Below are 20,137 nucleotides of genomic sequence, written 5' to 3' on the forward strand. Positions count from 1 at the left end.
ATGAGCCAGGCGGCGCAGAACCTGAACTGGTTGATCACCAACTTCGTGGACAACACCCCCGGTGTGTCCCACACGGTGGTGGTCTCCGCCGACGGACTCCTTCTGGCGATGTCCGAAGGCTTTCCGCGTGACCGTGCCGACCAGTTGGCGGCCGTCGCGTCGGGTCTGACCTCGCTGACCGCCGGTGCCTCGCGCATCTTCGAGGGCGGCAGCGTGAACCAGACGGTTGTGGAGATGGAGCGGGGATTCCTCTTCATCATGTCCGTATCCGACGGTTCCTCGCTCGCGGTACTCGCGCACCCCGAGGCGGACATCGGCCTCATTGGGTACGAGATGGCCCTTCTGGTGGACCGTGCCGGTACGGTCCTGACCCCTGACCTTCGAGCAGAGCTCCAGGGGAGCCTTCTCAACTAACAGACGGACGGTGCGTTTTGGCGTCCTGAGGCCATAAGGTTTCGGGACGCGGCTCCACATTGATGGGTGCCCGGCACAGTCGGAGGAGGAGAAAGTGGCAACACCCCCAGGCGGTTCGTCTTCGGGAAACTGGTCGTACGGCCCCGGCCAGGGGCAGGGCGACGGTTCCCAGAACCGGTACAACTTCCCCTCCTCGCCGTCCCCGCGCCGTGGCCAGCCGTACAACGCGCCCCAGGGCCCCGGTCCGTCGCCGTACGACCAGCCGCCGGCGCCGCGCATCCAGCCGGTGCAGCCGCACCGCCGCTCGCCCGAGCCCTCGCCCGCAGGGGCATCGAACAACCCCCTGGTGCGTCCGTACGCCATGACCGGCGGCCGGACTCGCCCCCGCTACCAGCTCGCCATCGAGGCGCTGGTGCACACCACCGCGCAGCCGCACCAGATGCAGGGCCAGTTGCCCGAGCATCAGCGGATCTGCAACCTCTGCCGGGAGATCAAGTCGGTGGCCGAGATCTCGGCCCTCCTGACGATTCCTCTCGGTGTGGCCAGGATCCTCGTCGCCGACTTGGCGGAGGCGGGCCTGGTCGCCATTCATCAGCCCGGCGGCGACGAGAACGCCGGCGGCCAGCCAGATGTGACACTGCTCGAAAGGGTGCTCAGTGGACTTCGCAAGCTCTAGCGGCGGTCCTTCCCGCTCCACCACCTCGGCGAAGATCGTGGTGGCGGGTGGCTTCGGCGTGGGCAAGACCACGTTCGTCGGGGCCGTCTCGGAGATCAACCCGCTGCGTACCGAGGCTGTGATGACGTCCGCGTCCGCGGGCATCGACGACCTCACCCACACCGGAGACAAGACGACCACCACGGTTGCCATGGACTTCGGACGCATCACCCTGGACCAGGACCTGATCCTGTACCTCTTCGGTACACCCGGCCAGGACCGCTTCTGGTTCATGTGGGACGACCTGGTGCGCGGCGCGATCGGCGCGATCGTGCTCGTGGACACCCGCCGTCTCGCCGACTGCTTCCCCGCGGTCGACTACTTCGAGAACTCGGGTCTCCCCTTCGTCATCGCCCTCAACGGCTTCGACGGCCAGCAGCCGTACAACCCGGACGAGGTCCGCGAGGCCCTGCAGATCGGCCCGGACACTCCGATCATCACGACGGACGCCCGGCACCGGGCGGATGCGAAGTCGGCGTTGATCACGTTGGTGGAGCACGCGTTGATGGCGCGGTTGCGGTAGGTGTAGTGGACGTGCGGCTACTGGGCTGCCTCTGACGGTTGTTGGCCGTCTGCGGGCAGTCCGTGGTCCTCGCGCAGTTCCCCGCGCCCCTTTGGGGCGCGAAGAAGGGCCCCTCTCTTTGGAGAGGGGCCCTTCTTCGTCTACGACGGCTCAGTGCCAGCTGTGCGGGGCCCGGAAGCCGCCCTCGCGCTCCAGGCGGCGCCAGCCGGCCTTGGGGAGGGGGCGGTGGGGCTCGGTCGTCGGGGCGGCCGCTGCGCGGGCCAGGAGGATGGCCGTGATGGCGGCGACTTCCTCGGGCTCGGCGTGGCCCTTCTCGACGCGAATGTCAGGGGTGCTCATAGGTTCAGTCTCCGTGGCTGAGGTTTCCGCACGGGTAGCGCGGGGGGTCCGCTGGGTTACTGCGGGGGGTTGCCGTGCTTGCGCGAGGGCAGGTCCGCGTGCTTGGTGTGCAGCATCGCGAGTGACTGGATGAGTACTTCGCGGGTCTCGGCCGGGTCGATGACGTCGTCGACGAGTCCGCGCTCCGCCGCGTAGTACGGGTGCATCAGCTCGGACTTGTACTCCTTGACCATGCGCGTCCGCATCGCCTCGGGGTCCTCGGCGTCGGCGATCTGCCGACGGAAGATGACGTTGGCGGCACCCTCGGCGCCCATCACGGCGATCTCGTTGGTGGGCCAGGCGTACGTGAGGTCGGCGCCGATGGACTGGCTGTCCATGACGATGTAGGCGCCTCCGTACGCCTTGCGCAGGATGAGCGAAATCCTCGGCACGGTGGCGTTGCAGTACGCGTAGAGCAGCTTCGCTCCGTGCCGGATGATTCCGCCGTGCTCCTGGTCGACGCCGGGGAGGAACCCCGGGACGTCCAGGAAGGTGACGATCGGAATGTTAAAAGCGTCACACATCTGGACAAAGCGCGCAGCTTTTTCACTCGCCTCGATGTCCAGGACGCCGGCCAGGGTCTGCGGCTGGTTGGCGACGATGCCGACGACCTGGCCGTCGAGGCGGGCCAGCGCGCAGATGATGTTGCGGGCCCAACGCTCGTGGATCTCAAGGTAGTCGCCGTCGTCGACGATCTCCTCGATGACCTTCGCCATGTCGTACGGCCGGTTGCCGTCCGCCGGGACCAGGTCCAGCAGGATGTCCGAGCGGCGGTCCGCCTCGTCGCTCGACTCCGCGCGGGGCGGGTTCTCGCGGTTGTTCTGCGGGAGCATCGACAGGAGGTAGCGCACCTCGGCGAGGCAGGTCTCCTCGTCGTCGTAGGCGAAGTGGCAGACGCCGCTCGTCTCCGCGTGGACGTCCGCGCCACCCAGTCCGTTCTGGGTGATCTCCTCGCCCGTCACCGCCTTGACGACGTCCGGGCCGGTGATGAACATCTGGGACGTCTCACGGACCATGAACACGAAGTCGGTGAGGGCGGGCGAGTACGCCGCGCCGCCCGCGCACGGGCCGAGCATCACGCTGATCTGCGGGATGACGCCGGACGCCTTGGTGTTGCGCTGGAAGATGCCGCCGTAGCCGGCGAGGGCCGAGACACCCTCCTGGATGCGGGCGCCCGCGCCGTCGTTCAACGACACCAGCGGTGCGCCGGCCGCGATGGCCATGTCCATGATCTTGTGGATCTTCGTGGCGTGGGCCTCGCCCAGCGCGCCGCCGAAGATCCGGAAGTCGTGCGCGTAGACGAAGACCGTGCGGCCCTCGACCGTGCCCCAGCCGGTGATGACACCGTCGGTGTACGGCTTCTTGGCCTCCAGGCCGAAGCCGACGGCGCGGTGCCGGCGCAGCTGCTCGACCTCGCGGAAGGACCCGGGGTCGAGGAGCAGGTCGATGCGCTCCCGGCCGGTCAGCTTCCCCTTGGCGTGCTGCGCCTCGGTCGCCTTCTCGCTCGGGCCGGCCAGTGCCCGCGCACGGATCTCGTGCAGCTCGGCCACTCGCCCGCGCGCGTCAGTCGGCTCACCCGGCGCCTCATCCAAAACGGTCATGTACTGACCCTACGAAGGACACCAAGGAAAGGGCGCCGTCGACTCTGCACAGTCTCCGGCCCGTTTTCCTGGTACCCCTGAACAGAACCTCACCGGCATGCAGCCGTTCCGACTGCTCAGGGGGCGTACTCGTTGTAGGGGTTACACAAAGGCGACAGCCGAGAGCCACCTCACATTCATGTGGGCGGATGCCACCCCCGGAGTGATTCCCGGACTGATTCCCGGAGGGGTTCTCGCGTTGCCGACACCGCCGGAGGAGCGTACTCGTAGTAGTTGGCGCAACACGCTTCCAATGATGTTGAAAATTGAATGGAATAGGTCTACGGTCCTTCTTGTTCGCATCGTTGAACGTTCAACAGATTCGACCCCGCACACTCCCCGTCCCCCTTAGGAGCACGTCATGGGCATCTTCGGCCGCAAGAGCGACGACACCGACACCACCTCGGCGCCCGCCGCCGTCAACCCCGACCTGGCCGCGCTGACCGGCGAGTACAGCATCGACCCGTCGCACACCACGCTCGGTTTCGTCGCCCGTCACGCCATGGTCACCAACGTCAAGGGCCACTTCCTCGACTTCACCGGCACGCTGCACCTGGACGGCAGTGACCCGGCCAAGTCCACCGCGTCCCTCGACGTCAAGATGGACAGCATCACCACGGGCTCCGACGACCGCGACGGTCACCTCAAGAGCGCGGACTTCTTCAAGACGGAGGAGTTCCCCACGATGACCTTCCGCTCCACCTCGGCCGAGGCCCTCGGCGGCGACGACTACCGCATCACCGGTGACCTGGAGATCCTCGGCACCACCAAGCCGCTCACCATCGACCTTGAGTTCAACGGTGCGGCGAAGGACCCGTTCGGCAACGAGCGCGTCGGCTTCGAGGGCAAGGCCGAGATCCTGCGCTCCGACTGGGGCCTCAGCTGGAACGCGGCCCTGGAGACCGGTGGCGTCCTCGTCTCCGACAAGATCAAGCTGAACTTCGACATCTCGGCGATCAAGAGCGCCTGAGCTTGAGCCAGACCGCCAGGTCCTCGATCTCGGCCTCCACGGCATCGGCGACGCTCCTGGTGAACTCCACGTCCTGATGGACGGCGTTCACCAGGAGCACGCCGGCCTTGCGGTCGGCAGTGGCGTCGAGCTTTCCGACGAGCTGGTCGCCGTAGAGGATCGGCAGGGCGAAGTAACCCCAGCGGCGTTTCTCGGCCGGCTTGTACATCTCCAACTGGTAGTCGTAGCCGAAGAGTTCTGTGGTGCGCTTCCGGTCGTGGGTGAGCCGGTCGAACGGGGAGAGCAGCACCGCGCGGCCGGTGAACGGCCGGTTCAGGTACGTCGGGTCGACGCGCCACTCCCCCTTCACCCCCTCGACGACGGCCGGTTCGCCGGCCTCGCCGACGACGGCGGGTTCGACCGGGAGTGCGGTGCCGGTGGCCCGGGCGATACCGAGGGCGCGCAGCCGCCGTTCGTTCCGGAGCCGGCGCGCCTCGTCGAGCGGGACGGCGGGTTCGTCCGGATAGACGCGTGACGCCAGGTCCCAGAGTCTTTCGCGTCCGGCCCGGCCCGCGATCGCGACTTCCCCCCTCAGCACCATCAGCTCCAGGAGCTGGCTGACGTTACGGTTGTGCGTCCAGCCTGACGACTTCCACGGCACCGCGCACGTGTCGGGCAACTCCCTTGAGGTGAGCGGCCCTTGACCGCCGAGCCGTTCCAGGATGTCGCGCCTGCACGCGTCGTTGGCGGCCACCCACTCGCGGTAGTGCTTCGACTCCTTCTCCCATACGGCCATGTCGGCGCGGTAGAGCGCCAGGTCCTCGCTCGGGCGGATCATCGCGCGGAGTTCGAGGAGGGTGCGGTTCGCGAGCGCGGCGGTGAGGTCCTCCCGCGCGTACGACGAGCCGAGGCGACTCCAGGCGACCAGGTCGGCGTTGGGGGCGACGGCTGCGGTGGGGTCGATCTGGAGGAGGGTCAACTGGCTTACGACAGCGTGGAGTTCGGTGGGGCGGGGGGCGTCGAGGAGTTGGGCCTGGACGGCGATGCGGCGGGCTTCGGGGCGGGTGAGTTCATGCATGGCGTGGGTGTGCTCCCGGGGTGTGTCCGAAGGTTCGGCCTGAGTACCTTCATCTCCCTCTACGCCCAGCAGCGTATGGGAGGCGGCGGTCCGGGTCAGACCTTCTGGCGCGTCCACGCCCGGCGCGCCCGGTTGCCGGCATCGGCGCGGACCGTGCGCGCGTCCCGGCCGACGTGCGCGTTCATCGCCGACCTCAGCCGGTAATGGAACGTGAAACCCGGAGCCGGTCCCGCCTTCGCGGACCGCTCCCGCACATCGGCCCTCCCGCACAGCTCGTCCCACACCCGCTGCGGGCACTCCCCGCGCCGCCAGAGGAAGTCGCAGTACGGAATGTGCGCGATCTCCAGGTTCAGCCAGCCGTCCTTCGTCAGTACGCCCTCCCACTCGGACAGGCGGAGCTTCAGATAGCCGTGCCGCCGGGTGGACTTGTCGACGCTGGTGACACCGAGCACGCGGACGAAGTCCGGGGTGCGTTCCAGCACGACCACCGGACGCTCCTTGTAGGTGTTGTCGTCGTGGGTGAGTTCGGCCGTCCACACGGCGCCGACGGCCGGTGGCCAGGGGGTCACTCCGGGAGGCGCGGGACTGGCCGGCGGCCCGGTCCTCAGCCAGCGCACCAGGCGGACGGGCACAGCGACAACGCAGCCGGCGGACAGTCCCGCCAGCGACCACCACAGGACGGCGAGCAGCAGCGTCCCTGCGGTGGCCTCGTCCGGGTCGGGGGTGAGGGTGCCGCCGGTGTGGTGGATCCAGTACCCGGTCACGACGGCCAGGAGCACCTTCCACAGTGCCGTCCGCAGCAGGACCAGCGGGAAGTAGCCGTGGTCCACGATCCGCATCAGCCCCAGTACGGCGGCGGTCGTCGCGTAGATCACGGTCATCCCGGCCATGGGCTGCCTGTCGACCCTCGCGTCCAGCGGTGCCATGACGCCCGCCACGACGCAGCAGAGGACCAGCGTGCGTACGGCGATCAGCATGCGGCTCCCTTTGAGCCGCGCGGGCGCCGTCATCCGGACCATCAGCCGGGCCACCAGAACGCACAGCACGAGCAACACCACACAGATCCAGGTGTCCCTGGTGCCGGTGAAGCCGACCCGGAACACCGGGAACATCAGCAACCACATCACCCAGGAGCCGAGGCCCACCGCCAACGGCGCCCCTGGCGTGGGTTCGGGCAACAGCCGCTTCGTCCTCAGCCGCGGATACTGCATCCCGCCCATCAACGGTGTGCTCAGACACACCAGAAGTACGGCCCCCGCCAGGATCGCCTGCACGTTTCCGCCCCCGCCTCTCGTCGCTGGCAGCAGCCTGGCCCAGCAGGCGGCGTGCCCCGCGTCGTTTCACTCTTCCGGGCCCGTGCACCTTCCGGTCTGGTAAAAGCACTACATTTCCCGCGCGAACTCGCACCACACGACCTTTCCCGGCGCCCGTTCCCCCACCCCCCACTTGTCCGCGAGCACGGCGACCAGCATCAGCCCGCGCCCGTCCTCCGCGTGCAGTGACCTGTACGGCGTCCGCACCTTGCGGAGTTCGCCGGTGCCGCTGTCGTGGACCTCGACTCGGAGTACTCCGTCGAGGTGGATACACAGGCGGAGGGCGAAACCCCGGCCCGGTGGTACGCCGTGCAGGATCGCGTTCGTCGTCAACTCGCTTACGCAGAGCAGGACATCGTCGGTCCGGTCGGTGATCTCCCAGTCCGCGAGGGTGTTCCGGGTGAACGCGCGGGCCAGCGCGACTGATCTGCGGTCGCGGCGGTAGAACGCCTCGCGGGTGTGGCCTTGTTGGAGTTGTTCGTTCATGAGGCCACTGTCACAGGGAGTCACTATCGTGGGTCAGTGAGTGAGGTCGTATTTGTTTTGTCTACGACCTCACTACGACGACTTCGGGTGTGCGCGGGGGAAAGGGACACGCATGCAATCGGCGAAGAGGCCTAAGAAGGTCGGCACTTGGGAAGCGGTGGGTGGGCTGGTCGCCCACTTCCGGAAGAAGGCGGGGTTCACGCAGGAGCGGTTCGCCGAGATCGCGAACCTGCACGTCGACACCATTCGGTCGATTGAGCAGGGGCGGCTGGCGCTCCAGGATTACCGGGCGGTGGAGTTCGATGAACTGCTCGGTACGGGTGGGGCGTTGTTCGCGCTGGTGGACAAGTTGCCGGTGCAGGCGCGGATGCCCGCGTTCGCGCAAGGACTCGTCGACAATGAGCAGGAGGCCATCGCCATCCTGTCGTACGAGACGCAGGTCGTGCCTGGTCTGCTCCAGACGGAGGCTTACGCCCGCTGCGTCTTTGAGTCCCGGCATCCGGCGGTCGAGGACGAGACGGCCGATCAGTGGGTGGCCAACCGTCTGACGCGGCAGGAGATCTGGACGCGCGAGCGGCCCCCGGTGGGGCACTTCATCCTGGAGGAGTCGATTCTGCGGCGGAACGTCGGCGGCCCGGAAGTGATGCGAGACCAGATCCGCAAGCTGATCGAGGCCAACGAACCGGCCCACATGGGCGTGCAGATCATGCCGATGGACCGGATGCCCCATGCCTCCCTCGGCGGTCCCCTGGTGCTGCTGGAGACTCCGCACCACGAGCGCCTGGCCTACCTGGAAATTCAGCGCGCCAGCTTCCTCATCGATGACCCGGAAGAGGTGAGTAACTACCACCTGAAATATGGAATGCTGCGGTCACAGGCGCTCTCTCCCTCCGAGAGCATGCGTCTCCTGGAGCGAATGCTAGGAGAGTAATGAACACCGCAGCACGGCAGTGGTTCAAGTCCAGCTACAGCAGCAGCGAAGGCGGCGACTGCCTTGAAGTCGCTTACGCCTGGCGCAAGTCCAGCTACAGCAGCAGCGAGGGCGGCAACTGCATCGAAGTCGCCGCCCACCCCGCCGCCATTCACGTTCGTGACTCCAAGGTGCCCGCCGGTCCCATCCTCACCGTCTCGCCCGGGACTTGGACAGAGTTCCTCGGTCGGGTCACGCGTCCCGGAGTCTGAACCACACTCCCCCAACCCCCAACAACCCCACCGCGTACGCCGCCAGCACCCCCAGCCCCGGCCACGGAGCGATCGCCAACCTGTCCAGGTTCGTCGTCGCCTGGATGGACAGGCCCGCCGGCATCGGGGCCCAGCGTTGCAAGCGGTGTTGCCAAGTGGGGGAGTTGAAGAGGTGGGACAGGACCGGGACGACGTAGAGGAGGCCCAGGCCCAGGGTGATCGCGCCGCCCGTGTCGCGGAGCAGGGTCGCCAGGGACAGGCCCAGTAGCGTCACCAGGACGAGGATGAGGACCGAGCCCGCTGCCGCTCGTAGCGTCGCGCCGTCCGTGGGGGTCGGGAGGATCAGGCGGGCCAGGGCCAGGGTGGGCAGCACCGCCAGCGCCCCCGCCACCGCCGTCAGCAGTGACAGGGCCGCCGCCTTTGACGCCAGTACCCGCCAGCGGCCCGGCATCGCCGTGAGCGTCGTACGGATCGTGCCCGTGGCGTACTCCGCGCCCATCGACAGCGCGCCCAGGACCAGGCATATCGCCTGGCTCAACTGGACCCCGGTGAGGGCCAGTTTGACCGTGTCCTCGTGGCAGGCGGTCGGTGTCGGGCACACCCGGGTCGTGAGGGACGAGACCGCCGCCGCGCCCATCGCCACCGTCAGGGCGACCGTTGCCGCCAGGAGCCACCAAGTGCTGGGCAGCGTACGGAGTTTGGTCCATTCGGCGTGCAGTGACCTCACGCGTCCCGCCTCCGGACCGTCCAGGCCGCCAGCAGCAGGGCCGCCGCCGTGTAGGCCACCAGGACCGTCAGGCCGTGGTACGGGGTGAGGGGGTAACAGCCCGCCTCCGGGAGGCAGTTGTGCTGGACCTGGGGGTAGTAGGTGAAGCCCTGTTGGATCGCGAAGGCCGCCGCCGGGGTTGCCCGCAGGAACCATTGCGCGACGGGTAGCGGGAGGGCGAAGGACAGGATCTGCGGGAGGATCACCAGGACCACGACCGTCGCGATCGTGCCCGCGCTGCTGCGCAGCACCACTCCCACGGCCAGGGCCAGTACCGCCACCAGGGAGAGGAGTACCGCGCTGCCCACGACCGCCCTGAGGGCCGGGTTCTCCAGCAGGGAGAGGTCGGGGAACTCGGGGGGCCTGAAGCCGTTGGAGCGGAGTGTCTTCTGGGCCAGGGTGAAGCCGATTGCCGTTGCCAGCAGGCCTGTTGTGAAGGTGATCGCCCCGATCACCGTCGCCTTCGCCGCGAGCACCTTCAGGCGCGACGGCGTCGCCGTGAACGTCGTACGGATCAGGCCCCGTTTGTATTCGCTCGTCACGAAGAGCGTACCCAGGGCGGCCATGAACAGGAGGCCCATGAAGACTCCCTGGAAGCTCATCTGGACCATGTCGGGGCTGGTTTCGTCGGGGGCGATGTCTCCCTGGCCGGTGAGGGTGTAGGTGCCGGTCGGGGACACCGTCGTCGTACCCGGTTGGCCGTTCGGGCCGTTGGGGTCGGGGGCGCCGACGTCCGTGCCCGCCCAGCCGCCGTCGGTCGACTTGCCCTGGAGGGTGAGGTGGTCGAAGGTGCCGGTCGCCTGGCCGCTGCCGGCGATCGAGCTCGTGCCGCCGAAGGACCGGTGGACGACCTCGCGGGCGGGCGCCGCCACGAACAGCCCCACCTGAACCGTCCGGCCCAGCCCCCCGACCCGCACCTCCCCCAGCTGGGTCCAATTCTGACCGTCTACCGACGCATAGCCGGTTAGTTTTTCCCCCAGCCTTTTCAGGCGGAGCCACTGCGGGGCCTTGGTCAGGTCGCTGCTCGGGCCCGCCTTGTCGTGGGTGAAGTTCCACTGCATGCGGACGCCGTGGCCGGGGGTCGCCATCACCGCCGCGTACGGCGAGCCCGGCTTCAGGCTCGACTTGACGACGATCCCGGCCTTCGTCCAGGGCCCAAGACCCCTGCCGGAGCGATCCGTCAGGCCGGTGACCCGAGTCGTGACCGTGCCGTCGCCGGTCAGTGCGCGGTGGGTGAAGCGGAAGGAGTCGTTGACCACCTCGCCACCCGGTCCGACGACGACCGGCGGGCCGCCGCTGACGCTGGAGCCGCTCGCGCCCAACTGGCAGATCACCACGGTCACCACGGCCGCCACCGCCAGCACCAGCAGCCAGGCCCTGACCGTCCAGAACTTCGTCCACTCCGCGCGCAGCAGCCGCCCGAAGCCGGCGTGCGCCGGATGGAGGGCCGAGCGGTACGGAGGGACCGTCCTCGTGGGTGTCGTCGTCATCGCGCCGTCACCTCGTCCTCGTCCTCGTCCGTGGCGGCGGAGCTGAACTCGACCGCGTCCCGGGTGAGTTCCATGTAGGCCTCCTCCAACGTCGCCCGATGTGCGCCCACTTCGGCGAAGGGGACCCTGGACGCGGAGAGCAGTTCGACGATCCGTTCGGCGGGCAGGCCGGTGACGGTGAGCGTGTCGCGGTCGGTGACGGCCACCGTGCCGCCCTCCCTGGCCAGGAGTTCCATGGCTTCCGTACGGCTGCTCGTGCGCAGGCGTACCCGGTCGCCGGAGGCCGCCGCGAGGAGGTCGGCCACGGCCGTGTCGGCGATCAGGCGGCCCCGGCCGATGACCACCAAGTGGTCGGCGGTGTCTTCGAGTTCGCTCATCAGGTGGCTGGAGACCAGGATCGCCCGGCCCTCCGTGGCGAGTTGACGGAGCAGGGTGCGGATCCACTGGATGCCCTCGGGGTCCAGGCCGTTGACCGGTTCGTCGAGGAGGAGGATCGGAGGGTCACCGAGCAACGCGGCGGCTATGCCCAGGCGTTGGCGCATACCGAGGGAGTAGCCGCCCGCCCTTCTGCGGGACGCCTGCTCCATGCCGACCTGTTCGAGGACCTCGTCGACGCGGTGCATCGGCAGGCCGTGCGAGTGGGCCAGCCAGCGGAGGTGGTCGCGGCCCCGGCGGCTGGGGTGCAGGGCGGCGGCGTCCAGGAGCGCGCCGACCTCCAACAGCGGGGTGTGCAGGGCGTGGTAGGGGCGTCCGCCGATCAGTGCCTGGCCGCCGTCGGGGGCGTCCAGGCCGAGAAGGGAGCGCATGGTGGTGGACTTGCCCGCGCCGTTGGGACCGACGAAGCCGGTCACCGTGCCGGGTTCGACCGTGAAGGAGAGGCCGTCGACCGCGAGGGTCCGGCCGAACCGCTTCCGTAGGTCACGGACTTCGATGGTTGCGTCGCTCATGGTGAGGGAGGCTAGGGGCGGCGAGCACCGCACGTCGTCACGCAGGGGAGGTCCCTCCCGCGGGGGACGCCGGGCAGGACCGGGGTCGGCACAATGGCCGGGTGGGTGTGGAGGGTTCGGCATCACCGGGGAGCGCCGTCGGGGTGAGCGCCGTCGCGGCGGAGGGGCATGAGTCGGTGACGGCCCCGCGCCGGGACCGGCTGGTCGCCGTCGGCCGTGCGGGCCTCGCCGCCGTCTCGCGCCGCGCGGCGCTCGCCGTGCCCGTCGCCCTGGCCGTCCTCGCCGTCGCCGAAGTCCTCGTCCGCAGCAGCGACTTGGCCGGTGGCCTCGCCGTACTGCCGCTGCTCGCCCTCGCCTCCACCCTCCCCCTCCCCTTCGTCCTCGGGACCGGGCGGCTCGCCCGGACCTGCGCGGCCCTCGCGCTGAGTGCCGCCTGCGTGCTCTCCCTCGTGCCCTTCGGAGTGCTCACCGCCGGTGGTGTCGTGGCCCAACTGGCGTGCGTGTACGTGCTGGGGCGGGCCGGAGCCACCCGGCTCGGCGGGCTGCTCGTCCTGCCGTACGTCGTGATCGCGCTCGGCAGCCACGAGGAGCTGACCCGGATCGTCGCCGTCCTCGTGGCGACCCTCGCCTCGGCCGCGGCGGCCACCGGGATCACCCACCATGTGCGCAGCACGGCACAGGCGCACAGCGCGACGGAGCAGGCCTTCGCGGACACGCTCCTCGAACACGCCGCCCGGGGTGAACGGGCCCGTATCGCACGGGAGTTGCACGATGTCGTCGCGCACCACATCTCGATGATCGCCGTGCAGGCGGAGACGGCCCGGCTCACCACCCCGGGGCTGCCGTCCGAGGGCGCCACCCGCCTCCTCGCCATCGGCGACACCGCGCGCACCGCCCTCACCGAGATGCGGCGACTGCTGGGCGTACTGCGGGAGGACGCGGACACCGGGGTCCAACGGCGGCCCCAACCCAGCCTCCGCCAGCTCATGGAACTCGTCGACGAGTCACGGGACGCGGCGGGTTCCCGTACCCGGCTCATCGTCAGCGGCCCCGTCGCGTCGCTCGACCCCGGCATCGAGGTCACCGCGTACCGGATCATCCAGGAGGCCCTCACCAACGCCCGCCGGCACGCGCCGGGCGCCGCCGTGGACGTGGAACTCCGGTACGGGGACGAGGACTTGGCGGTACGCGTGCGCGACAACGGACCCGGGCCGGAGGGCGACAGCCTCTCCGGCCACGGACTGCTCGGCATGCGTGAGCGGGCCGCGACCGTCGGGGGCACGTTGCTCACCGGGCCCGCTCCCGGCGGCGGTTTCCTGGTGGAGGCGCGACTGCCGGTCAAGCCGGAGGAGGCGACGGCGGCATGACCATCCGTATCGTCGTCGCCGACGACCACGAGATCGTCCGGTTCGGATACGCCGGACTCCTCGCCACCCAGGCCGACTTCGCGGTCGTCGGCACGGCCCGCGACGGCTCCGAGGCGGTGCAGGTCTGCCGGGAGCACCGACCCGACGTGGTGCTGATGGACGTACGGATGCCGGTCATGGACGGCATCGAGGCCACCGCGCGGCTCCAGGGACCTCACGCGCCCCGCGTGCTCGTCCTGACCACCTTCGACCTCGACGAACACGTCTACGACGCGCTCGCCGCCGGTGCCAGCGGCTTCCTCCTCAAGGACGTGACCGCCGAGCGGCTCTTCGAGGCGGTACGGGTCGTCGCCGCCGGTGAGGCGCTGCTCGCGCCCGGCATCACGCGACGCCTGATCGCCGAGTTCGCGCGCCTCCGCCCGAAGGCCCCCACCCAGGGCACGCTGGACGTACTCACCCCGCGCGAAACCGACGTGCTGCGGCTGCTCGCGGAGGGCCTGTCCAACCCCGAACTCGCCGAGCGGCTGCACGTCGGCGAGGAGACCGTGAAGACACACGTCAGCCGCATCCTGTCCAAGCTGGGGCTGCGTGACCGTACGCAGGCCGTGGTGATGGCCTACGAGACGGGGCTCGTCGTGCCGAGGGCAGGCTGACGGCGGCGGGCGCGCGGTACCGGCAGCAGCCACCACGCCGACGCCACCGACAGCACCGCGCCGACCGCGATCCCTTCGAGCCGGGTGGGCAGCAGGCTCAGGGCGTCCTGGCCGAAGTAGCCGAGGAGGAGGGAGAGCGCGCAGGTCATTCCGGCTGCCCAGTAGGCGTAGTTGAGGGGTCGCAGCCACAACGCCACCGCCAGGACGGCGAACATCAGCGCCACGGCTGTGTCGCCGGTGACACCGACCAGCGCCACGCCCGCGGCCAGCAGGGTGCCGACCGTGGCTCCGGATAGGCGTTCAATTCCCTTGCGCAGTACGTCGGTTCGGCCGCGGTTGCCGCTCGCGGCGACGTACGCGGTGAGGACGACCCACGGCCAGTGGTCGTCGAAGAGCAGCCTCCCCGCGATGAACGCGGCGGCGATCCCGGCCGCCATCTGGAGGGCCATGCGGGTGCTGGGGCGGGGGTGGAGGCGGGAGCGGCGCGGCGGTTGTTCGGGGGCGGGTTCCGCGCGCCAGGCCGGGGGCCCGAACCGGTCCCCCAGCCCCTGCACCAGCCAGACCCCGGCGCACGCGAGCGCCCCGACCAACGCCGACCAGCCCCAAGTGACCAGCCCGCTCTGCGCCTCGGGCGGGAGTGCGGGGCCCGGTACGACAAGGAGGGCCACTAGCGGGAGGGCCAGCAGGGTGCCGGCCTTCGTGGCGGCGGGGCCGTAGCGGCGGATCCAGATGGCGAACGCCATGCCTGCCGTGTAGACGGCGGCGCCGAGGGCGTAGTGGGAGGCGAGCAGTCGGCCGACGAAGATCGAGGCACCGGCCGTGACGGGCAGCAGTACGAGCGCGGTGAGTCGGCGGCGGGTGTCGGCGGTGCGCTGGGAACGGGCCAGGGTGAAGGTCAGGGCGACCGCGAGGACCAGCACGTCGGTGTGGAGTCCTTCGGCGCCCTCCAGCCAGAGGGCGGCGCCCCAGCAGAGCAGCACGGCCGACATCGTCAGGGCCACTTCGTACGCGTTGCGTATTAGTTTGGCGGTCACATCACGAGAATAGCCGGGTCGATGGACTCTCGATAGTAAGTATCCGCGTACAATGTCTGACATGGATCATCTCTCCGAGGCCGCCCGGATCCGTCGTGGTGTCGTACGGCTGAACCGGCGGCTACGGCAGGAGCGCGGTAACGAGGCCGGGCTCACTCCGAACCAGCTGATCGTCCTCGGTCATCTGCACCGGCATCGCTCCGCGACGCCCGGCGAGATCGCGGCGGCCGAGCGGCAGCGACCGCAGTCCCTCACGCGGGTCTTCGCCGAACTGGAGGCGGAGGGGCTGATCGCGCGCGAGCCGGGCACCGTGGACCGGCGTCAGTCCGTACTCACGCTGACGGCGGAGGGGCGAAGGGCGCTGGATCAGGACATGGTCGAGCGGGATGTGTGGCTGGCGGACGCGTTGGCGTCGCTGAGCACGACGGAGAGAGGGGTGCTGGAGCTGGCGGCGGCGTTGATGGAACGGCTCGCAGGTAGTTGATTGGCTGCGGGCCGGTGGGGGCTGGTCGCGCAGTTCCCCGCGCCCCTTAGGGAGTTGCCCTGACCGGAGTTGCGATGGGTCCGTGAGGTCTGTGAGCGCTTCAGAAGCCTCCGCCGAAGTCTCCTCCGCCACCGCCGTCGCCGCCCCCGAAGTCCCCTCCCCCGCCGTCGCCGAAGCCTCCGCCGAAGTCACCGGGGTCGAAGTTCGCGCCGGAGACGTCGCCGCCGTCGTAGCCGGCGCTGCCGAAGTCGCCGTAACCGGTGCCGTAGTCGGAGGCGTAGGACGGGGCGGACATCATGCTGCCGAGGACCGTGCCGACGAGGAGGCCGGGGAGGAGGCCGCCGCCGAAGTAGCCGCCTGCCCAGGGGCCGTAGGCCGGGCCCGCGTCCCAGTAGGGGCGGCGGCCGTAGTCGGTGTCGACCTCGCGGATCATCGGGTCGTGGCCGTCGGCGAGGCGGGTCTGGTCGGCCGCGCAGACCGGGACCTCGCGGGGTGCGCCGCCGGACGGTGTCCAGGTGGCGTCGGCGACCGACGGGCCGTGGCGCGGGTCGAAGAAGCAGGGGGCCCGGCGTTCGGGCAGCGGGCGGCCCTCGCGGCGGGCGGCGAGCTGGGCGAGGGAGAAGCGGCCGTCCTCCAGGGCCTGGGTGACCGACCGGACGTCCTCGGGTTTCGTGGCCGCCGCCATGTACGTCTTCGCCTGTTCGTATGCGTCGAGGGCGCGTTCGTAGTCGGCTCGCATCGCGTCGTCGGCGCGCGGTTCGGCCGGGTGGAAGTCGAGGCGGTCCAGTTCCTCGCCGAATGCCGTGATGTCCTCGTCGACGACCACCCGCAGCTTGTCGAGTGCCGCGCGCTGCTCCTCCTCGCGGCGGCGACGGCCGCGCTTCACCAGCGTGTACGCGCCCGCGCCACCGGCCACCAGGACCCCGCCAGCGACGATCAACGCCGTACCGGAGACTCCGCCGCCACCGTCCGAGGAGCCGCCCCACGACGACGGCGCCGAGCCGCCCATGCTGGCGAGCGCTCGGTCGGTGAAGTCGTCGAGCTGGGTCTTCGCGTCCTCGCCCTGCACGCTGCTGACCAGGTTCTTCACGGCACTGTTCGACAGGACCGAGGAGTCGGCGCGGGCGTCGAAACGGTCGCCGAGGCGGATCGCGTAGAGACCGGTGATGCCGGTGGCGGTGCGGAGGTTCGTGAAGAGGTTCGCCGTCGGGTAGTCGGCGGGGAGGACCACGACGAACACCGGCTTGTCGGCCTTCTTGATCCGCTGCGCGAGCGCGTCGGCGTCGGCGGACGACAGCCCGGAGGCCGCCGGGTCGACGTAGACCGGGCCCCCGCGCAGGGCCCGGCCGATCGTCGAGACGCCGGTGTCCGCGGCGGCGGGGGACGCCATGGTCAGCGCGGTGAGCAGCAGGGCCACAAGCAGCCCCGGGAGGCTTCGGCTCCAAGCGACAGCCTTCATAATCCGACGCTAGCCGAAGCGCCCTGAAGGGGCGCGGGGAAGTATCGATATGCGGCTCCGCCGCGTGGGCGCGATCAGCCACGACGTCGCCGCAGCCGACCGACAGCCCTCGCGCCCCTACAGCGGCTGGCTCACGCCGCCCTGTACGCCTCCTCCAGCTTCTTCACAGCCGCCGCGTACTTCCCGGTCAGCAGCAGATGGTCCGCGTCGGCGAACGGCTTCGACACCGCCGCCGTGATGTTCTGGCCCACCTTCTGCTGGACGATCAGCCGCGCCTCCGTGACGAGCGCCTTGCCCGTCTCCGCCGAGCGTGCCTTCCCCGCGGCGGCCTCCAGCGCCTTCAACGTGGACGCGCCACCCGTCGGCGTCTTCGTCACGGTCGTCAGACCCCAGCCGTACGGGAACTGCGGATCGTACGACGTGTCGCCGACGTTGATCGGCAGCTGGGCCTCCGACTTCGGCCAGGTGACCGGGAGTTGACCGGTGAAGGACCGCTTGCCGTAGAGGACGTCGGCCACGCCGTCGCCCTCCGTGCCGGGCAGCCAGGAGGCCACCAGGGCGTCGATCTTGGGGAGCCGGTCGCCGATCAGCTGCGGGCGCCCGGAGACGATCAGCACCGCGCACTTCATCGCCGCGCACACCTTGTCCACGGCTGCCTGGTCGGCGGGGGTCAACGTCAGGTCGTTGCCGTTGCCGACATCGCCGATGCCCTCGGCGTACGGGGTCTCGCCGACGACGACCACGCCAACGTCGTAACCGGTGGTGGATGCGGACGCGTCCTTGGAGTACGTGACGTCACCGCCGGCGTTCTTCATGCCCTGGAGGATCGTCGTGCCGGTGGTGTTGGTGCCGGACGAGCCCTGCCAGGTGATGGTCCAGCCGCCGGTCTGGTTGCCGAGGTCGTCGGCGTTGGAACCGGCGACGTAGACCTTCTGCGACTTCTTCAGCGGGAGCACGCCGCCCGCGTTCTTCAGCAGCACCTGCGACTCGGCCGCCGCCTGCCGCGCCACGGCCCGGTGCGAAGTCGAGCCGATCTGCGCCGCGTTGCTCGTGTCGGCGTACGGCTTCTCGAAGAGGCCGAGCTTGAACTTCTGGGTGAGGATGCGGGATACGGCGTCGTCGATCCGCTTCTCGGTGACGTGGCCCGCCTTCACCTCGGCGATGAGCGTCGAGCTGAAGTCCTTGTAGCTGTACGGGACCATCATCATGTCGACGCCCGCGTTGACCGCCGTGTCGACGTGCGCGGCGTAGTCGCCGGGGAGTTGGTCGATGGCGTTCCAGTCGCTGATGACGAAGCCGTCGAAGCCCATCCGGTTCTTGAGGACGCCGTTGATCATGTCGGCGCGGGCGTGCATCTTCACCGGGCCCAGGCCGTCGCCGACGATGTCGAGCGAGGAGTAGGACGGCATGACCGTGCCGATGCCCCGGTCCACCGCTGTTTGGTAGGGGGCCAGGTGGATGGCTTCCAGCTGCTGGCGGGTGACCGTGGTGACGCCCTGGTCGATGGTGTACGTGCCCGTCGTGGAGGAGCCGTAGGCCGTACCGCCGTCGCCGACGAAGTGCTTGGCGGTGGCGAGGACCTTGTCGTCGTCCTTCAACTGCTTGCCGTTCGCGGCTCCTTGGAGGCCCTGGATCATCGTCTCCATGGACTGCACGAGTGCCGGGTCCTCACCGAAGGACTCGTAGGAGCGGCCCCAGCGTTCGTCACGGGTGACGCAGAGGCAGGGCGCGAAGTCCCACGGGACGCCGGTCGAGCGGACCTCGCTGGCCGTCACCGCGCCTGTCTTCTGGGCGAGTTGGGGATCGCGGGTCGCGCCGATGCCGATGTTGTGCGGCATGATCGTGGCACCGGCCAGGTTGTTGTGGCCGTGGACCGCGTCGACCCCGTAGATCAGCGGGATCTGGAACCGGGTTGCCTGCGCCCGGAGTTGGAACGAGTCGATCATCTTCGCCCAGGCCGCTGCCGTGTTGGGCGTCGGGGTCGAGCCGCCGCCGGAGAGCAGTGAGCCGAGGTCGTAGGTGGCGATGTCCCCGCCGGTCCCCACGCCGCCGCGCTCGGCCTGGGTCATCTGCCCGGCCTTCTCCTCCAGCGACATGCGCTTGACCAGGTCGGCGACGCGCTTCTTGATCGGCAACTTGCTGTCCAGGTACGGCAGTCCGTGCGCGTCGATGACGACCTGCGGGGTCTCGGTCGGGGCCTTGGCGCCGGTGACCGTGAGCTTCAGCGGGATCGTCTCGGCGTTCTCGGCCGACCTGTCCTTGAGCGTGCCGACCTTGACGGTCTGGGTGGCGCCGGACACGGTGCCCGCCGGGAAGGTGAGCGTGCCGGAGACCGGGGTGTAGTCCTTGCCGGAGGTGGCGGTGCCGCCGTCGGACGCGTAGGCGACGGTCACCGGGTCGTCGAGCGGGACGGCGCCGGTGGTGGCGACGGTGACCTTGACCGTGGCCGTACCGCCCTCCTTGACCGGGTAGACGGCCGAGTCGGTGGTGACGGAGGCGCGCAGGGACTGGTCGGCCTTGCCGTACAACTCGACGTCGTCCATGGCGAATTGGCTCTTCACGCCGACGGGGAGCGTGACCGCGTAGCCCCACATCTGGGTGAGTCCGAGGACGTGGTCGATGCCGCCGACGGGCTGGTAGTCCGTGCGGTAGACGAAGTTCGTGAACGGGATCTCGATCTGCTTCCAGCCGGTGAAGTCGTCCGTGAAGGACGTCGTCCACAGCTCGGAGGCCTCGCCGTTCGTGCCACCGTCCTTGATCTCGAAGTTGGTCGCCTTGCCGGTGTTCTGGCCGTCCCACCAGAACCGGATGCCTTTGTGCGCCGACCAGTCGTGGCCGGGCGCGGTCGCGGCGTAGTCGTGGGTGAAGCCGCCGTAGCCGCTGATGTCGTAGGTGCCGGAGAGTACGTGTTCGCCCTCGGGGGCGTCCGGTCTCGCGGTCAGGGCGAGTTGGGGCGGGTCGTCGGTGTCACCGCCCCAGGTGAAGATGCCCTCGGCGGGCTGGCTCGCGAAGGGCACCTCGCCCTCGAAGCGGTCGACGGGGGTGGGTGCGGGGTCGTCGGCAGCGGACGCCTGGGTCACGGCGGCCGGTGTCAGCAGCGCGGCGCACAGTGCGGTGGAAACGAGCAGGGCGGTTCTTGGCATGGACCTTCCCTCGGCTCTGAGGCTCTGGTTCACTCTGGGTTCGCACAGTTCACTCATGACTTAGATCACGCCGTGAGTTAACTAACGGCCCGCAGACCCGTCAAGACATCTCGTCA

Annotated in this window: 20 protein-coding genes; 9 read left to right on the top strand and 11 right to left on the bottom strand. The window is 69.6% G+C overall.

What is annotated here, in order from left to right; genetic code table 11:
• The 3 genes from AB0I69_RS19405 to AB0I69_RS19415 all read left to right on the top strand — a co-directional run bounded on the left by AB0I69_RS19405 (window position 1) and on the right by AB0I69_RS19415 (window position 1,652).
• Window positions 1-414: a roadblock/LC7 domain-containing protein gene (locus AB0I69_RS19405; protein ID WP_005479603.1), complete on the top strand. Its 414-nt coding sequence runs from the start codon at window positions 1-3 to the stop codon at window positions 412-414.
• Window positions 415-508: 94 nt separating this feature from the next.
• Window positions 509-1,090: a DUF742 domain-containing protein gene (locus AB0I69_RS19410; RefSeq protein ID WP_363096846.1), complete on the top strand. Its 582-nt coding sequence runs from the start codon at window positions 509-511 to the stop codon at window positions 1,088-1,090.
• Entirely contained in the window at window positions 1,071-1,652 is a 582-nt protein-coding gene (locus AB0I69_RS19415; protein ID WP_009314218.1) for an ATP/GTP-binding protein, read from the top strand. The genes AB0I69_RS19410 and AB0I69_RS19415 overlap by 20 nt, the downstream gene beginning before the upstream one ends.
• Before the next feature lie 150 nt (window positions 1,653-1,802).
• On the opposite strand, the gene AB0I69_RS19420 is transcribed toward AB0I69_RS19415, so the two are convergent.
• Window positions 1,803-1,991: an acyl-CoA carboxylase subunit epsilon gene (locus AB0I69_RS19420; protein ID WP_363096847.1), complete on the bottom strand. Its 189-nt coding sequence runs from the start codon at window positions 1,989-1,991 to the stop codon at window positions 1,803-1,805.
• Window positions 1,992-2,047: 56 nt separating this feature from the next.
• The gene (locus AB0I69_RS19425; RefSeq protein ID WP_363096848.1) at window positions 2,048-3,631 is read right to left on the bottom strand and encodes an acyl-CoA carboxylase subunit beta; all 1,584 of its coding nucleotides are present in this window, start codon (window positions 3,629-3,631) and stop codon (window positions 2,048-2,050) included.
• A 400-nt stretch (window positions 3,632-4,031) separates the two neighbouring features.
• Here AB0I69_RS19425 and AB0I69_RS19430 point away from each other — a divergent pair, with 400 nt between their 5' ends.
• Window positions 4,032-4,640 carry a YceI family protein gene (locus AB0I69_RS19430; RefSeq protein WP_363096849.1) on the top strand — a complete coding sequence of 203 codons (609 nt, stop codon included), beginning with the start codon at window positions 4,032-4,034 and terminating at the stop codon, window positions 4,638-4,640.
• Here AB0I69_RS19430 and AB0I69_RS19435 read toward each other — a convergent pair.
• The 3 genes from AB0I69_RS19435 to AB0I69_RS19445 form a co-directional block, all read right to left on the bottom strand.
• Window positions 4,627-5,697, bottom strand: coding sequence for a crosslink repair DNA glycosylase YcaQ family protein (locus tag AB0I69_RS19435; protein WP_363096850.1), 1,071 nt, complete (start codon window positions 5,695-5,697; stop codon window positions 4,627-4,629). The genes AB0I69_RS19430 and AB0I69_RS19435 overlap by 14 nt on opposite strands.
• Before the next feature lie 95 nt (window positions 5,698-5,792).
• Window positions 5,793-6,971 carry a hypothetical protein gene (locus tag AB0I69_RS19440; RefSeq protein WP_363096851.1) on the bottom strand — a complete coding sequence of 393 codons (1,179 nt, stop codon included), beginning with the start codon at window positions 6,969-6,971 and terminating at the stop codon, window positions 5,793-5,795.
• Between the two features lie 108 nt (window positions 6,972-7,079).
• Entirely contained in the window at window positions 7,080-7,496 is a 417-nt protein-coding gene (locus AB0I69_RS19445) for an ATP-binding protein (RefSeq protein WP_363096852.1), read from the bottom strand.
• A gap of 112 nt (window positions 7,497-7,608) precedes the next feature.
• On the opposite strand from AB0I69_RS19445, the gene AB0I69_RS19450 reads away from it, so the two are divergent.
• Entirely contained in the window at window positions 7,609-8,427 is an 819-nt protein-coding gene (locus AB0I69_RS19450; RefSeq protein ID WP_363096853.1) for a helix-turn-helix transcriptional regulator, read from the top strand.
• Window positions 8,427-8,678 (top strand): DUF397 domain-containing protein, encoded by a 252-nt coding sequence (locus AB0I69_RS19455; RefSeq protein WP_363096854.1) that lies wholly within the window; start codon window positions 8,427-8,429, stop codon window positions 8,676-8,678. The genes AB0I69_RS19450 and AB0I69_RS19455 overlap by 1 nt, the downstream gene beginning before the upstream one ends.
• Here the strand turns inward: AB0I69_RS19455 and AB0I69_RS19460 are convergent.
• The 3 genes from AB0I69_RS19460 to AB0I69_RS19470 are packed head-to-tail and all read right to left on the bottom strand — an operon-like array spanning window position 8,659 to window position 11,881.
• Window positions 8,659-9,405, bottom strand: coding sequence for an ABC transporter permease (locus tag AB0I69_RS19460; protein WP_363096855.1), 747 nt, complete (start codon window positions 9,403-9,405; stop codon window positions 8,659-8,661). The genes AB0I69_RS19455 and AB0I69_RS19460 overlap by 20 nt on opposite strands.
• Window positions 9,402-10,934 (bottom strand): hypothetical protein, encoded by a 1,533-nt coding sequence (locus tag AB0I69_RS19465; RefSeq protein ID WP_363096856.1) that lies wholly within the window; start codon window positions 10,932-10,934, stop codon window positions 9,402-9,404. Before AB0I69_RS19465 ends, AB0I69_RS19460 begins: the two co-directional genes overlap by 4 nt.
• Window positions 10,931-11,881, bottom strand: coding sequence for an ATP-binding cassette domain-containing protein (locus AB0I69_RS19470; RefSeq protein WP_363096857.1), 951 nt, complete (start codon window positions 11,879-11,881; stop codon window positions 10,931-10,933). Before AB0I69_RS19470 ends, AB0I69_RS19465 begins: the two co-directional genes overlap by 4 nt.
• Window positions 11,882-12,024: 143 nt before the next feature.
• Here AB0I69_RS19470 and AB0I69_RS19475 point away from each other — a divergent pair, with 143 nt between their 5' ends.
• Together AB0I69_RS19475 and AB0I69_RS19480 are read left to right on the top strand one after the other, a co-directional pair.
• Complete coding sequence (locus AB0I69_RS19475; protein ID WP_363096858.1) at window positions 12,025-13,248, top strand: sensor histidine kinase; 1,224 nt, start codon at window positions 12,025-12,027, stop codon at window positions 13,246-13,248.
• Window positions 13,245-13,901, top strand: a complete 657-nt coding sequence (locus AB0I69_RS19480; RefSeq protein ID WP_363096859.1) for a response regulator transcription factor — start codon at window positions 13,245-13,247, stop codon at window positions 13,899-13,901. Before AB0I69_RS19475 ends, AB0I69_RS19480 begins: the two co-directional genes overlap by 4 nt.
• Here AB0I69_RS19480 and AB0I69_RS19485 read toward each other — a convergent pair.
• A complete protein-coding gene (locus AB0I69_RS19485; protein ID WP_363096860.1) occupies window positions 13,865-14,935 on the bottom strand; it encodes an FUSC family protein in 1,071 nt (356 codons plus the stop codon). The genes AB0I69_RS19480 and AB0I69_RS19485 overlap by 37 nt on opposite strands.
• Window positions 14,936-14,996: 61 nt before the next feature.
• Here AB0I69_RS19485 and AB0I69_RS19490 point away from each other — a divergent pair, with 61 nt between their 5' ends.
• The gene (locus AB0I69_RS19490) at window positions 14,997-15,419 is read left to right on the top strand and encodes a MarR family transcriptional regulator (RefSeq protein ID WP_363096861.1); all 423 of its coding nucleotides are present in this window, start codon (window positions 14,997-14,999) and stop codon (window positions 15,417-15,419) included.
• A 100-nt stretch (window positions 15,420-15,519) separates the two neighbouring features.
• Here the strand turns inward: AB0I69_RS19490 and AB0I69_RS19495 are convergent, their stop codons facing one another.
• Window positions 15,520-16,878 carry a hypothetical protein gene (locus tag AB0I69_RS19495; RefSeq protein WP_363096862.1) on the bottom strand — a complete coding sequence of 453 codons (1,359 nt, stop codon included), beginning with the start codon at window positions 16,876-16,878 and terminating at the stop codon, window positions 15,520-15,522.
• A 131-nt stretch (window positions 16,879-17,009) separates the two neighbouring features.
• Window positions 17,010-20,021 carry a glycoside hydrolase family 3 N-terminal domain-containing protein gene (locus AB0I69_RS19500; RefSeq protein WP_363096863.1) on the bottom strand — a complete coding sequence of 1,004 codons (3,012 nt, stop codon included), beginning with the start codon at window positions 20,019-20,021 and terminating at the stop codon, window positions 17,010-17,012.
• Between the last annotated feature and the right edge of the window lie 116 nt (window positions 20,022-20,137).

The sequence above is a fragment of the Streptomyces sp. NPDC050508 genome (assembly GCF_040655155.1).
Taxonomy (GTDB): Bacteria; Actinomycetota; Actinomycetes; order Streptomycetales; family Streptomycetaceae; genus Streptomyces.